General features: G+C 55.1%; 14 protein-coding genes. 5 read left to right on the top strand and 9 right to left on the bottom strand.

The annotated features are described in order from the left end of the window. Positions 1-62 precede the first annotated feature (62 nt). Together B0E33_RS28745 and B0E33_RS28740 are read right to left on the bottom strand one after the other, a co-directional pair. The gene (locus tag B0E33_RS28745; protein ID WP_075283097.1) at positions 63-1001 is read right to left on the bottom strand and encodes a D-ribose ABC transporter substrate-binding protein; all 939 of its coding nucleotides are present in this window, start codon (positions 999-1001) and stop codon (positions 63-65) included. 110 nt (positions 1002-1111) lie between these two features. Further along, positions 1112-1936 (bottom strand): phosphogluconate dehydrogenase C-terminal domain-containing protein, encoded by an 825-nt coding sequence (locus B0E33_RS28740; protein WP_077293971.1) that lies wholly within the window; start codon positions 1934-1936, stop codon positions 1112-1114. A 116-nt stretch (positions 1937-2052) separates the two neighbouring features. Between B0E33_RS28740 and B0E33_RS28735 the strand changes: the two genes are divergently transcribed. The 3 genes from B0E33_RS28735 (at position 2053) to B0E33_RS28725 (ending at position 5553) form a co-directional block, all read left to right on the top strand. After that, positions 2053-3321: a ribulose-bisphosphate carboxylase large subunit family protein gene (locus tag B0E33_RS28735; RefSeq protein ID WP_077293968.1), complete on the top strand. Its 1269-nt coding sequence runs from the start codon at positions 2053-2055 to the stop codon at positions 3319-3321. Beyond that, a complete protein-coding gene (locus tag B0E33_RS28730; RefSeq protein WP_077293965.1) occupies positions 3318-4643 on the top strand; it encodes a four-carbon acid sugar kinase family protein in 1326 nt (441 codons plus the stop codon). The genes B0E33_RS28735 and B0E33_RS28730 overlap by 4 nt, the downstream gene beginning before the upstream one ends. A gap of 283 nt (positions 4644-4926) precedes the next feature. Then, positions 4927-5553 (top strand): YdeI/OmpD-associated family protein, encoded by a 627-nt coding sequence (locus B0E33_RS28725; RefSeq protein ID WP_156912561.1) that lies wholly within the window; start codon positions 4927-4929, stop codon positions 5551-5553. Positions 5554-5705: 152 nt separating this feature from the next. Here B0E33_RS28725 and B0E33_RS28720 read toward each other — a convergent pair whose 3' ends face one another. From B0E33_RS28720 to B0E33_RS28710, 3 genes are all read right to left on the bottom strand, one after another. Next, positions 5706-6143: a PACE efflux transporter gene (locus B0E33_RS28720; RefSeq protein ID WP_077293962.1), complete on the bottom strand. Its 438-nt coding sequence runs from the start codon at positions 6141-6143 to the stop codon at positions 5706-5708. Between the two features lie 267 nt (positions 6144-6410). Further along, a complete protein-coding gene (locus B0E33_RS28715) occupies positions 6411-6857 on the bottom strand; it encodes a VOC family protein (protein ID WP_077293959.1) in 447 nt (148 codons plus the stop codon). 135 nt (positions 6858-6992) lie between these two features. Continuing rightward, complete coding sequence (locus B0E33_RS28710; protein ID WP_077293956.1) at positions 6993-7649, bottom strand: glutathione S-transferase family protein; 657 nt, start codon at positions 7647-7649, stop codon at positions 6993-6995. A gap of 1118 nt (positions 7650-8767) precedes the next feature. Here B0E33_RS28710 and B0E33_RS28700 point away from each other — a divergent pair. Beyond that, complete coding sequence (locus B0E33_RS28700; protein WP_077293950.1) at positions 8768-9859, top strand: acyltransferase family protein; 1092 nt, start codon at positions 8768-8770, stop codon at positions 9857-9859. 102 nt (positions 9860-9961) lie between these two features. Here the strand turns inward: B0E33_RS28700 and B0E33_RS28695 are convergent, their stop codons facing one another. From B0E33_RS28695 to B0E33_RS28680, 4 genes are read right to left on the bottom strand one after another with little or no spacing between them, the layout of a single operon-like run. Beyond that, positions 9962-11158 (bottom strand): DegT/DnrJ/EryC1/StrS family aminotransferase, encoded by a 1197-nt coding sequence (locus B0E33_RS28695; protein WP_077293947.1) that lies wholly within the window; start codon positions 11156-11158, stop codon positions 9962-9964. 11 nt (positions 11159-11169) lie between these two features. Then, complete coding sequence (locus B0E33_RS28690; RefSeq protein ID WP_077293944.1) at positions 11170-11859, bottom strand: PIG-L deacetylase family protein; 690 nt, start codon at positions 11857-11859, stop codon at positions 11170-11172. Beyond that, positions 11856-12776, bottom strand: coding sequence for a methionyl-tRNA formyltransferase (locus B0E33_RS28685; RefSeq protein WP_077293941.1), 921 nt, complete (start codon positions 12774-12776; stop codon positions 11856-11858). Before B0E33_RS28685 ends, B0E33_RS28690 begins: the two co-directional genes overlap by 4 nt. Beyond that, positions 12773-13393 (bottom strand): sugar transferase, encoded by a 621-nt coding sequence (locus tag B0E33_RS28680; protein WP_077293939.1) that lies wholly within the window; start codon positions 13391-13393, stop codon positions 12773-12775. Before B0E33_RS28680 ends, B0E33_RS28685 begins: the two co-directional genes overlap by 4 nt. Positions 13394-13710: 317 nt before the next feature. Here B0E33_RS28680 and B0E33_RS31055 point away from each other — a divergent pair, with 317 nt between their 5' ends. After that, positions 13711-14052 (top strand): hypothetical protein, encoded by a 342-nt coding sequence (locus tag B0E33_RS31055; RefSeq protein WP_156912560.1) that lies wholly within the window; start codon positions 13711-13713, stop codon positions 14050-14052. Positions 14053-14469: the final 417 nt, after the last annotated feature.

Genomic DNA, 14469 nt, shown 5'->3' with positions numbered 1-14469 from the left:
TTCAGGTTTTCGTGGGAAAGATCTCACCGCGGCGGAGCATCCACCGCGGTGTGATAAAGGGCCTAGTTCAGCGCGAAAGTCTCAAGGTTACCTGCATTCGAACCATTGATCAGGACGCAATCCATCAATTGCTTTTCGTCCTGACCGGTCGATCCCGTCTTCAGGTACTGGTCTGCCTGCTCTACTGCGATCTGGGCCTGCCGGTAGGCTGGTTGCAGCACGGTTGCCTTGATGCCGCCTTCCAGGATGGAGTCGCGTACGTCGTTGCTGCCATCAAAACCGACAACAATCACATCCGTCCGCCCGGCTGCCTTGAGAGCCGCCCAGGCTCCCATGGCCATGGTGTCATTTCCTGAAATGACACCCTTGATCTCGGGGTTGGCCTGAAGGATGGTTTCCATCTTTTCGTAGGCTTCGGTCTGGCTCCAATTGGCTGATTGCTGGGCAACCATCTCCAGATCGGGGTACTGGTCAATCACATCATGATAACCTGCAGAGCGAATTCCGGCATTGGTGTCGGCTTCGCGGCCCAGCAGCTCGGCATATTTGCCTTCTTCACCCATTAGCTTGACGAACTCCTCCGCGCCGAGCTGTGCTCCCTGGTAATTGTTGGAGACGATCTGGGAAACGGCAATGCCTGTTTCCTTGATTTCGCGATCGATCAGGAACGACGGAATGCCGGCTTCTTTCGCGCGGCGGACTGGAGCGACAGTCGCATCCGCACCGGCATTGTCCAGGATGATCGCCTTCGCACCACGGGCAATTGCCGTATCGAAGAGCTGGTTCTGCTTGTTCGGATCGTCATCGTGGACCAGAACGAGTGTCTCATAGCCGAGGTCTTCGGCACGTTTCTGCGCGCCTTCAGCTTCCGCCTTGAAAAACGGGTTGTCATGCGACGGTGTGATGATTGCAATGAGGTCGGCTGCGGAAGCGTAAGCGGGTGCAAGCAGGGTAGCTGCAACAGCAGCGCTGGCAAGCAGGATTCGTCTCGTGAATTTCATGTTGTCCTCCCAACAATAGGTTCAATCTCGTGCCAGGTCCCGCCGGGTCCCTCCAAGACCCCGACGGCACCAATCTGAACGTTCGCCATACGAGATGGCGAACCGCTCAATCAGGTGATCTGCCGGATGCTTTCCCTGATTTCGTCCGGCTTGAACACGCCGATCCAGTCGTCTCGCATGAGACGTTTCTTGCCATTGGTGATGGCCTTGTTGCAGGCATCGGAGAAGACGCCGTCGACTTCTTCCATGACGACTGCCCCAAGAATGTTCATGTGTCCCAGAAGAAAGTCCCGGGCCGCCACAGGGTCGACCCCTCGCCGAATGACTTCATCCATTGCTTCCTTCATCACAACGAGAAGGGTCGCGCAGACGGTTTCGGACAGGCCCGGCTCCAGGAGCGCCATTTGTTCCACCGAGACCCGGTGCGAACGGAGGATCGGCTGGAAAATGGTTTTGGCGATCTCCTCCCCGATTGCATAGTCCTCTTCCGGACCCTGCATGAGGGCGTTCACGATCGCCTGTTTGGCAGCAATACCGCCGAAATAGTCGCGTTTCGCAGGCAACTGCGTTTCATCGTTGAATATCGGCGGATGGCAGGGATGGGTGACGAAATAGGTCACGTCCTTGCGCTCTGGAAAGTGCCCTGCAAAGGGCGCAGCTGCGTCCAGTGCGATCAGCATCGTTCCTGGCGCAAGCTTGTCGATAATGCTTTTCGCCACCGCCCGGATCGCAGTGTCCGGCACAGCAAGAATAACCGCACGTGCGTCTTGAAGCGCGGCGTCGACGTCGACACAGCCGACGCCGACTTCCGCCTTCAGCCGGTCTCTGCCTGCATCGCTGACTTCCACGTGGGCAACGTTGAAACGGGAGCCTTTCAGGTTCTGGGAGAGCCGCACTCCCATTTTCCCCCCCGCACCGATGAGAGCGATTTTCATGTGTCCTCCAAATTTGTTGCGCAAATAAATTCACATACAAATCATGTTGTCAACTGGTATGATAAGTTGATAGTCATATAAGCAATGCGCAACCTGGAACAGGACAGAGGACGGGAATGGGGAGGCTCTTTGCAACATATGATCTTGAAACACCGACAACTCTGGAGCGGGCCGCCGAGGTAATCGCAGGTGAACAATCCTCGGGAACATTCCTGAAGCTGCCGGGTGAAACAGACCGATTAAAAGAGCTCTCCGGGGCAAGGGTCGAGCGGGTCACGGCAACATCGAACAGCAGGGTTCCCTCGCTGCCGTGCCGGATCAGCGCGGAGACCTACACGCGCGGCGAGGTCGTTCTTTCCTGGCCGCTCGAGAACATGGGCACATCCCTTCCCAACGTCCTGGCAACCGTTGCCGGCAACCTTTTTGAACTGGCAGACGTGTCAGCGCTTCGCCTGACGGACATTTCGTTTCCTGAAGAATTCGCCATGGTGTATCCGGGTCCGGCCTACGGCCGGCAGGGAACTCTGGCGCTTGCCGGTGTCAGCGACCGGCCGATGATCGGCACGATCATCAAACCAAGCGTCGGTCTCTCACCTGCCGAAACAGCGTCTCTTGTCGCAAAACTCGCCGATGGTGGAATCGATTTCATCAAGGATGATGAATTGCAGGCGAACGGACCTCACTGCCCGTTCGAGGATCGCCTGAACGAAGTCATGAAAGTCATCAATTCGCATGCGGACCGCACCGGCAGGAAGGTGATGTACGCCTTCAACATCACCGACGAGCTGGACGTGATGCGCCGTAATGCCGACCTCCTGCAACAGGCTGGCGGCACCTGTGCGATGGTCAGCCTGTTTTCACTTGGTCTCACGGGACTGACCGCCATCCGGCGGCACGTTGATCTTCCACTTCATTGCCACAGAAACGGTTGGGGCATTTATTCCAGATCGCCGGATATCGGCATCTCGTTTCGTGTCTGGCAAAAGTTCTGGAGGCTTGCCGGAGCGGATCATCTTCATGTCAACGGGATCGCGAACAAGTTCACAGAGGCCGACACCACGGTTATCGAAAACGCCCGCTGTCTCGATGATCCCTTGTCAGGAGAACGCGGATATCAGGCGATGCCGGTATTCTCGTCGGGTCAGACAGCCGTTCAAATGGAAGAGACCTGCCGGGCCGTAGGGCACACCGACTTCATTTATTGTGCCGGGGGCGGGATCATGGGACACCCCGGCGGTGTTGCCGGAGGTGTCGCCAGCCTGAAGCAGGCTGCAGAGGCAGCCGTTGGCGGAATTCCGGCACATGTTTTCGCGAAAGATCACAAGGAACTTTCCGAGGCCCTGGACCTATTCGGCAAAAAAGACGGCGCCGGAGCAAGGAAATGACCGGCGATCTTTTCATTTCCTATTACGGTGACGATTTCACGGGATCGACGGACGTGATGGAAGCCCTGACAACCGGAGGCGTCGAAACCGTCCTGTTCACGTCTATCCCCGGCGAAAAACAGCTCGAAAAGTTCAAGCATTGTCGAGCGGTCGGCCTGGCAGGCATCAGCCGTAGCCAGACACCCGAGTGGATGTCGGAGCACCTACCAGCGATTTTCTCCTGGCTGTGGACGCTCGACGCGCGTTTCTGCCACTACAAGACCTGCTCGACCTTCGACAGTTCGCCGCAGAAGGGCTCCATCGGCCGTGCCCTGGAAATCGGCCTGGAAACGTTCAGCCAGAAGCGGACAGCAGTTGTGGTCGGGGCTCCCCAGCTTCGGCGCTACACCTATTTCGGCAATTTGTTCGCGGCTTACCGGGATGAAATCTACAGAATAGATAGACATCCCGTGATGAGCAGGCACCCGGCAACGCCGATGCACGAAGCTGACCTGGTAAAACACCTGTCAGGACAGACGAACCTGCCCTTTGAATGCCTGACCCCGCTGGACGGTTCCATCGCCGCCAAGCCCGGCCATGTCCCGAATATCGGCCAGGCGGGCAACCCCAATCTACTGATAGATGTTTACGACAGCCTGTCCCAGGTGGCCGCGGGAAGTTATCTCGAAGAAAGCAGGCAGGATCTGGGCCCATTCATTGCCGGCTCGTCCGGCGTTGAATACGCCCTCTTGCACAAATGGCGCGAACTTGGCCTGCTGCAGCCGCCGAAACCATCTCCACCCCTGACGTCCAAATCCCGTATCGCAGTTGTCTCGGGAAGCTGCTCACCAACAACCGCGCGCCAAATAGAAACCGCGGAAAATTTGGGCTTCAAGGGCATCGAAGTCGATTTCAATGCACTGGCAACCGGCCACGGTATCAAGCAGGAATTCGAACGCGTGCTGCAGATCGCTTCCGAGGCACTCGAAACCGGCCAAAGTCCGATCCTGTACACCGCAAAAGGTAAGACCACCGAAGAGGTAACAGGGTCCGTGAACCTCGATCAGGTCGGCAAAACCCTCGGCCGCCTTCTGGCTACCCTCAAGGACCGGCATGGTCTCGAGCGTGTTGCCGTAGCCGGTGGTGACACATCGAGCCACGCTCTGGCGGAACTGGACATTTTCGCCCTGACACTCCGCCAAGCCATCCCGACCACACCCGGTTCGCCCGTGTGCACCGCCCATACCCGTGGAGGATCAGAACTCGAAATTGCGCTAAAAGGCGGCCAGATCGGAAATGACAGCTATTTTGCAGATCTTCGAGACGGCACGTTCAAGCCCTGACGACTAAGGCGGGAAAGCAATTGCCAGGTCGTTCTCCGTGCTGAAATCCGCTCAAATGAAGCCCCACTCACGGTGGAGTATCCACGGGTGGTATGTCGGTGGAATTACGGCTCCCTGACACCAGGCAAGCGGCGGCAACCTACCCTGCAAAGCCGTTTGATCCTTTCATCGCCACAACCTTTGATATATTCCCGTTGAGGGTTCCCGACCATATCAACAGGTCACGGGCTAACGCTGGCCGCAAACCCAAAATGAAGAATGCAAGCAAGAGGGCTAACAACCTATGCCGATGATCACGGATCCGGAGGATTTTTTTACCAAGGGCTGTGGTCGTTGTGAACGCTTTGAAACACCTGACTGTTCAACCCGTCCCTGGATCGACGGTCTGAGGCATCTGCGCCGTATCTGCCTTGACATGGAACTGGAAGAAACCGTCAAGTGGGGGCATCCCACTTATATGCACGCTGGCCGAAACATAGCGATTTTTGGGGCGTTTCGCAGCGATTTTCGTCTGAGTTTCATGAACGCCGGTCTCCTGAATGACACGGAAAATGTGCTTGAACCACAGGGACCGAACGCTCGTACACCGAGCATAATCCGCTTTGCCGATGTGGCCCTGGTTGAAGAGATGGAACCAGTGATCCGCGCATACCTTCGGCAACTTATGGAGCATGCGGAAAAGGGCACGAAGCCACCAAAGGTACGAACGGAAATTGACATGCCGGATGAATTGGCTGAGGCCCTGCAAACGGACCGGGAGCTGTCCGATGCATTTTATGCGCTCACGCCGGGTCGGCAAAGAAGCTACATGTTCAATCTTAACCAGGCCAAACAGTCCGCAACACGTGTCGCTCGAATCGAGAAGTTCCGCCACAAGATCATTGCCGGCAAGGGCGCCATGGAACGTTAGAATGTGCGGTCACCAATTGCGATCGGCTTGTAATTGCGACGCAGAAAGTGCCACACATTCTCTTTCTTGCCGTGCGGCCACAGCTCTGGACCTGTTGCGGGCGTCCAAGTCTATCCAAGATGCCGTATATAGACGTGATTTCTCGATTGCCTCTATCTGGTAACGGGCCGATTTCTCCACTCGGGTAGCGGGAAGAGTTTGTCGTAAGCCCAGTTAAAGGCAAAAGCGTAGACCAGGTAGAACGCTACGAAAAACAGATCCATTACCAGAGCCTGCCAAAGGGACACACCCAGATACCAGGCAATGAATGGCATCAGAACGATCAGCAGACCAATCTCGAAGAAAATCGAATGGATGATGCGCGCAATGAGCGTCTTCAGGGTCTTGCCCATAAGGCGCTTGTAGGTCACGTCGAAAACGAAATTGTAGACGACGTTCCAGAGCGTCGCGATGGTTGCGCTGACCACACTGACGACGCCAACATCATGCATTGGCACGCCAAAGGCGACCGTTCCGAGCGGGACGGCCAGGACGAGTGCGATAATTTCGAAGCTTAGTGCTTGGCGAAGACGATCGAGCGGGGACCGCATTGAAACCTCAACAATGGTAGCGGGTCGTCCCGCTTTGTTATTTCCACATATGAGGTCGTCCTCAACGCGCCGATATAGAAATCCTGCACGCTCTTTTCAAGTTGGATCGATGAAGCCTGAAAGTGGCTGGACCGGAGAGGGCCACCCATCGAATTCGGCCTTGAGAAGTGTTCGTTGCGCACGTTCGTCGTTTAAGTTGGCATCGGTCTCCCTAGGGCGTTACGAGCAAATTCTTCGAAAGTGCCTCATGTGAGAGTGTCTTGCAGTTCAACCCTGCTGCGGGCGCCAGTCAGCTGCCGGAATGACGTTGATCATCCATGGAATGCCGAAACGGTCGACCAGAGAGCCGAAACCTGGTGACCAGAAGGTTTCTGCAAACGGCATAACCGTCTTGCCGCCTTCGGACAGTTGTTCGAACCAACGTTCCGCTTCTGCCTTGTCTTCGGTATGCAACGTGACATCGAAGCCGTTTTTGGGTTTATCGATGCCAGGCGCCCATCCGATGTCCATATCGGCGCCCATCAGCGCCTGGTCACCAACTTCCAGCCAGCAGTGCATCAGCCAGGTCTTGTACGCCTCATCGGTGATGGGCATGCCTGGAGGTGCGTCGGCATAAGGCATGGCGGCTGTAATCTTCCCGTTGAGTACCTTTGCATAATACTCAAAAGCCTCACGACACTGGCCCCGGAAGCTTAGACTGGTAACGATTTTCACGGTTGTCTCCTTTCGATTGGTGTTGCAGGTGCTCCCCGCGAGACACCGAGCCCGGAATTGCAAAACTGAGCGGCTCCTGTCTTTCAAGACGTGCAACGGCGGCACGGTCGTTGGTATCGCGGAAGAGGTTCATTTTCAGGCGTCTGCATGCACTGCCAGATCGATAGACGGCAATGGGGGTGCATCCAGGCCGTTGAAGGGGTGACGCCAGGCAGCGATCTCTTCGAGCTGCTGATACCAACGAGCGATCGAAGAATAGTCTTCGATCGGCAGTCCTGCGACGTCATTGAAGGGCAGATACGCCGCCATTCGGAAGTCGGCATAGGAAACCGAATTTCCGACGAGCCACTCGCGTTGAGAAAGTTCGACTTCGAGAATTTCCGCGGACCTGCGGAAGAGGCGTAGACCTTCCTCGATTTTCTTCGGGTCAATCGGACCAAGCCGGTAGCGCTGTTTGGTCCCCCGTTCGAAATGAACAATATCGCAAGCTTTCTCGAAGTTCTCTTTGCTCCAGCTCAGCCAACGGATCATCTCCGGTTCGTCGTCCCCGGTGCGCCAGAAATTCGAACGTCCGAGGCGCGAAAGCCGACAGGCAATTGCATCGGTCTCCCAAAGGCTTTTTCCCGAGTCTGAGAGTATGGGTAACAACAGATTGGGATTTAGCGGTAGAAATCGCTCAGCCTCACCAGGGGCGAGGGGCGAGGCAAATTCGAACTCGATTTTTGCGTCGAGATAGCGAGCCACCGCGACCGCCAGTCGAGGATTGGGATTTCGGCTGAAGAACAGTTTCATTCCATATCACTCCCGGTGTTCGTCCATTCCAAGCGAAATGCTGACTGCACCCGGCGGCCTTTTCGTTAGCAGTAATATCAATCCGGACATTTCCAACATTGCCTTTGCAGAGGCATTCTTTCCGCAGACAAAAAGTAATCTGCCAGGCAACAAACCGTCGACCTTGGCACTGTTCGCAGGTGTTTTCCTCGACCTTGGCTCTACCTCAGGCAGATCTTTTTCCCTGTGAAGATCACTCTTTTGGCTCCCCACTCCGCGATTGTTTCGCCAGTCAAAGTCGGAGGACTATCGTGCGCCAGTGAAGGATGACAGATTTAGTACTAAAAAACAACTTACAGTATTAAAAAACGACTAAACGGCTGAAACTGTTCAAATTGCAAACACCTTCCGCTGACTTGTCACCACAAACGGTGGCTGACGTTTCCTTGGCGTTGAGACGTCCAAGGTCAGGCTCTTCATTGTCCAAATAAAGAGAGAAGCCGTTCGCTTGTTCATCGCCCAAGTGAGCGTGAAGCAGTATGATGGGGGTCAGGCAATCGCCTGCACTTTGCCGCGGCAAGGGATCGGCGGGACCTAATACCGCGCCTGCATCCTTCCCCCCAATCACTTTGCTACCGGCTCCAACCCGTTGTCCGCGACCGGTCAACGCGATGAACCAAGAGAGGTGGAGGGACAACATAACCCGTATAGTAGAGAACACCGTGATTGATCGGAAAATAGCGGCGCAATGTACCGGCTTGCTCAAAAGTGCCCCATACGAACCGATTCAGCGCAACATGCTCTAAAGTCAACAAAAATGAAAGAGACGTCTCCTCAAGCAATTTTGAAGAGGAGACTGCGCTGCCTTTGATGAGATCTACCATCACGCAAATCGAAATTGACAACGCTATTGTTTTCTATAATATTTTTGAAATACTAATTTGAAATTGAAAATAACGTTAGCAGTCGCACGGTCGTTGATAACGAAGAGATACCTGCGACCAAACATGCCGAGCAGGCTCGATACAAGACTTCTGATTGCACTTTTTGAATGTCGAGCAGCGACGTCGTTTCAGACCAACCAGGGCTGACAATGGACGTTAATCACCTTTGTTTTCGAAAATTGAATATGGTCCGCTATGAATTCCACTTCGCCGCAAAGTTCGCAATTCAACTATTCCGTACACGGTCTGCGCGGCGTTGCGTCGATCATGGTGCTGGTCGCTCATATTCTCGGTGGAACAGCCGAACACATCTACAATGACAGGCCGGGATATGTTGAAGGGATTGTGCCGTTTCACAACTTCGGCACATCCGGCGTCATGTTGTTTTTCGTAATCAGCGGGTTTGTCATCCTGCCGAGCGTGATGAGGTATTCTCCGTCAGAGTTTGCCCTCAGGCGCCTTCTGAGGCTCTATCCGCTCTTTCTCGTGTCGACATTGTTTTTTGCCATCCTGAATGGCGCGACAAACAGGTACCCGGAACTGAACAACCTTGAGTCAGTCCTGTTTTCCCTGACCTTCCTGGATTTGTTCACAACAACAAAGCAGGTTGCCCCGAACGCCTGGAGCCTGACCTATGAAGTGATGTTTTATACGTTGGCCTGCATGACGTATTTTTTCCTGACAAGAAAAATGAACATCGTCTGGAAGATCGCTTCCCTGGCGATACCGGTACTGTTTACCTACTATTATCCGAAGGCGCTGTTTTTTCTGTCCGGGGCCGCCATCTACTGGATGTACAGGAGCGAAATCACCAACGGCTTGAAGTACACGAAAACGCTTGAGGCCATTTCGTTTTTCGTCTGGGTCTATCTGGCTTCCACGTGGGACTTCAAGTTTCGGACCTACGAGTTCTACGAGGCCTATCCGACCATCATACCCGCCCCGGCGCTCCTGGTCCTGGCCACTGCGACCTACTTCTTTTTTGCGGCTTCAAAAGACAGCCTGACCGGGAAATTACTGAACAACAGGATCATGTTCTTCTTCGGAACAATAAGCTACAGCTTCTACCTGGTTCATCCGTATATTTACTTTGCTACACGGCAAATATTCTCATCTCTCGGCCTGTTTGGCGACAATATATTTATGTCCCTTCTAATTTTTGGCGCGGTCGTATTTATTCTTACATCAATCTTCTCGCACTTTTCCTATCTGATACTCGAGAGATTGCCGTACCAAATCTTCTTCGGACAGAAAATATACCGAAACAGAAGGGTTCAGAACGCCTGACAACGTGGCACACGCCAATCAACGCTGGATCACGTGTGATCCCGAGGCATTGATGGCCTCAAGGCCAATCTGGGTTGATCGGCATGACGCTGGCTGGTTGCTTCAGGCGGGGGCCTTTGCAGGTGATTTGTGCGACACCGCAAGCGATCGATCAGCGATCGAAGCGACTTTTTCGGCCAGCTCGATGATCCGCTCCTGTTCCCACGTGGTATCCACGAGGAAGGCGAGACTTGTCTCGCCCAGCTGCCTGGCAACGGGAAGCGGTTTGTCGGGCCCCAGCCCGCGGTCGCGAAACATTGCCTCTTTGTAGATCTCCGAACAGCTTCCGGAAAACGCGGGCAGACCCGCTTCGGCAATTTCGGCAAGGATCCGGTCGCGCGACCAGCTGTCGGCCATGGCGTCCGGGCGTACGAAGGCGTAAAAGCGATAATAGGCATGGGTGACGGCCTGAGGCGGAACAGGAACCCGTAACGCACTCGATCCGCTGAGGATTTCGGCAAGCGTCAAGGCATTGTGTGTCCGGTTGGCGCGGGTTTCCGCGAGCCGCGACAATTGTATGCGCCCGATAGCGGCCGAAGGTCCCGACATGCGAAGGTTGGTGCCCGGGCCTGAATCATGCAGCCATCGAAAGCCGGGCTGATGGTCTTTTTCAAACACCGTGGCATAGCCCTTGCCGTGATCCTTGAAACTCCAGGCACGAGACCAAAGGTCGGGATTGTCGGTGAGAAGCATCCCTCCTTCACCCCCTGTCGAGATTATCTTGTCCTGACAGAATGAATAGGATCCGAAATCACCCAGTGTACCCACATGCCGTTCACCGATCATCGCGCCATGCGCCTGGGCGCAATCTTCGATCACCCAGATATTGTGGGCGCGGGCAAGGGCCAGGATGCCATCCATGTCGCAGGGCCAGCCCGCCAGATGCACGGGCAGGATGCCGACCGTGCGCGAGGTGATGAGGGGGGCAATCGTCTCCGGCGTAATGTTCTGGCTGTCCGGATCAATGTCGGCGAACACCGGAATGCCGCCGGCCAGGAGCACACAGCTGGCAGATGCAACGAAGCTGCGTGGGGTCACGATGACTTCATCGCCCGGCTGAATGTCGAGAATTCGCAGCGCGGTGTCCAGTGTTACCGAACCATTGGCCATTGCGATTGCGTGAGCAGCGCCGGTGTATTCGCAATATTCCGTTTCGAAGGCAAAGACGTCCGGGCCGGTCCAGGCATTCACCTTGCCGGACCGCAGGACGCCGGTAACGGCATCGATCTCTTCGTCAGTGTAGACTGGCCAACCGCCCATATCCTCTCTCCTCAGACCACATAACGCACAAGGACGAACCCCTCGGCGGCAGAACGGTGAACGGTCGCCCCGCGCAACGTAGCCAGCGCTCGCAGGGACTCCACCGACCTTTCGTGGGGTGCCTCGCGAACCTGACTTGCGAACAGCTGGAAAGCCTCGAGCTTGCGGTCGAGCGTTGCTGAAATATCCACGAACACATTTGGAACGAATGCCGGCGTGAGGTACGGCGCATTCCAGTTGGTTTCCGAAAGAGTTTCGTAAGCCGCAATGACGGAGGGATGCCGGGCCTGATGGGGCCGGCTGGCAACCAGGGTGGACAGAAAGCAGAGCTGATGGTCGAGATGGATGTCGCCCGGATGTGGTGCCAGGACCAGCGTCGGGTCGAGATCCCGAACGAGCGCGCCCAGCCCGCCGTTCAGGTCGGCATGAGGATACTCTGCCAATTCAGCGGCGGGAAAATCGAGCCAGTGGGTTTGCGAAATGCCCAGATGGGCATGCGCGGCTGCGGCTTCTTCGCGAACCGTGTGGATCTGCTCGGGTGAGAACCTGGGCGGACGTCCGCGTGTGACAATGGCGACATGCACCGCTCTGCCTTGATCCGCAAGACGGGCAATTGTGCCTCCGGCACCCAGGACCTCGTCATCGGGATGGGGCGCGATTACAAGAGCCGGGCCGTCGCCGGTGAAAATTGGAGAATTCATGATTTTGCACGACTGCTGAATTTGGAGTGAAGACCTGGGCACCGGTCAGGGCCGGTCCATTCGAGAATTTCAAGACATTGGCCGTCGCCGCATGCGACGGTAAATACCGAACCGTCAACCGCCTGGACCTGGCCAGGAAGACCGATGTAACGACCCTTGTGGGGGCAATGCCTGGCACGGGTCACGGTCAGCATGGCCCCGTCAGAGGTTTCCGTAAAAGCTCCGGGATAGGGGGGACCGACGGCACGAATAAGCCGGTCGATCTCCACCGCGGGACGGGTCCAGTCGATAAGACCATCTTCCGGCCGCCGCCGCGCACATATGCTTACGCCGTTTTCAGACTGCGGTTCGGACGGCACCTCGCCGGACTGGATCCGGGTCAACAAGGGCGGCAGCATCTGCGACACTGCGTTCCTCACGCGGTCATAGAGTTCACGAGCAGTGATCGTTTCCGGGTCGATGTCGTACCGCATCTGAGCTGCGATCGGGCCATCGTCCACGCCCTCACCAAGCCAGAACAGGGTTGCGCCTGCTTCGGTTTCACCCACAAGGATCGTCCAGGGGATGACACCTCGGCCGCGCAGGCGCGGCAGGGCAGAGGGATGGAACCCGATACAGCCGAGCCGTGGTATGGCGCGAAAGTCCGGCCCGCAAATCTGCGACCAGCCGATAACAAGTATCAGGTCAGGGTCGACTTCCCGAAGGACCTTGAGCGTCTCCTCGCTGTCGGATCGTGAAGTGTGGTGGACGGGCACGCCGTACTTTTCGGCCGTCGGCGCGAGATCGGCAAAATCCGAGTGCCGGCCGGACAGCTGCGGCGGCAGTGTCACCACGAGGGCGGGAACGTGACCGGCGGCGCAAATTGCGGCAAGAGCTTCAAGAGATCCTTCGACCGCACCCACAAAGACGGTCTTCATGCGGAAACCTGCTTGTTGTCGGCCCCGTTATCGAGACCTTTCCAGGAGCTTGCGGCATCGAGCCGGCTTGCGTTCTTGTGCTCACCGAAAAGTGCAACCCCGATAGTTTCAAAGATAATCTGAAGATCGAGCGCTGCGGAGCGATGCGCGATGTACCAAAGGTCCAGTCGCAATTTCTCCTCGTTGCTCAAAGACGTGTTACCGCTCACCTGGGCCCATCCGGTGAGCCCCGGCCGCACGGCTCCGCGCCGGACCCCGTCTGCCCCGAATTGCGCCACTGTCTCGGGCTTCAAGGGGCGTGGTCCGACCAGGGCCATCTCACCGCGAAGGATTGACAGCAGCTGCGGAAACTCATCGAGCCGAAGGCGTCTCAGCCAAATACCGGATGTGGAGACGCGTCTTTCGTCGGGCAGCAGGTTCCCGCCGGCATCGCGCGCATCGCTCATGGTGCGCAGCTTGGCGAGGATAAACACCGTGCCGCCTTTTCCTGCTCGCGTTTGCGTGAAAAAAACCGGCCGACCCAACGTAAGCAGTGTGAGCAATGCCGCGAACACGAAAAACGGAAAAGCAAAAACCAACGCACAGAGGCACAATAAAATTTCAATAAACCTGTTCATCGGAATCCTTGGCTCCTGAAATTAAAAAACAGAGAAGATTCTGAAGGCCAATAAAACCAAAATAGAAAGAAAACTACGAACCTAAGATAAGCATCTACCTCGCAATATTGACACACTAGCCAAAATTTACAAGTGGAAGTCACGTCACTGTTTAAGCACCTGGACAACAAACCGAATGCGCCCTGGGAATTCCTTTCCGAAGCCGCCAATTCAGCAACGGAAGGGTAGGGACGGACTTCCCGTTCCAAAGCCGGCAAAGAATTGGACAACACCTTTACAGAGGTGCCTCGAAATCCCCTGACAGAGCTCCATGGATAGTGTCTGTCCGCCGCCCTCGCTTCGCTCCAGCCACCCCGGCGGCAGGTCTAACCGAAGGGAAAACGAGTCGTCCGAATGCGGTTCGAACGGCAACAGGAAGAGCCCAATTTCATCATAAATCAGCCTCCGCGATAGTGGCGATGACGTTTTTTGCACTGTCAGAATGCTGCATCCTGAACTGGCTGATTTTAATTGTTTTTTCCGTATTTTTTGGGGGTTTGGAAACGCTAAAAAGGCCATCGGATCAATCCGCCCAAGAAATTTGTGGAAAAAAACTATTTATTAACCTTGCGTTATGTGTTACACCTTGGGTTGAAATTGCAAGACTAAATTTAACATGAAATGCTGTGACGTATGGCATTTTTTCATGCTCTGAAGATTTTATTTTTGAAACCTGATCATTATTTTAGATGATCGACGTCCTTTTAAGGGACTAATCTTCGGAAAAACTGAAAATATTTGTCGAAACTACATTCACGAAGTGGGAATCGTTTTATTTATTTTCCATTTTGTAAATACGCCACCGTCGCAGCAACAAAAAACAAAGAATAATCAGTCCGTTAAAAAAATAGCGGACGGCGAGGCACAGCTATTTTTGTGCCTCAAGTGTTTAGCGGAGCGTTTGCTTATGGCGGATTTTTATTCTTCTGAGACGACGTCGAAGATTGGGATAAAAGCATCGGGTCACTCTGTCTTGGAAAGCCAGCCGAAGATTAATCGGTGGTTCCAACAATTATTGGCCGAGCTGAAAGCTAATC

The sequence above is a fragment of the Roseibium algicola genome (assembly GCF_001999245.1).
Classification (GTDB): domain Bacteria; phylum Pseudomonadota; class Alphaproteobacteria; order Rhizobiales; family Stappiaceae; genus Roseibium; species Roseibium algicola.
This window is presented reverse-complemented; position numbering and strand designations above follow the sequence as displayed.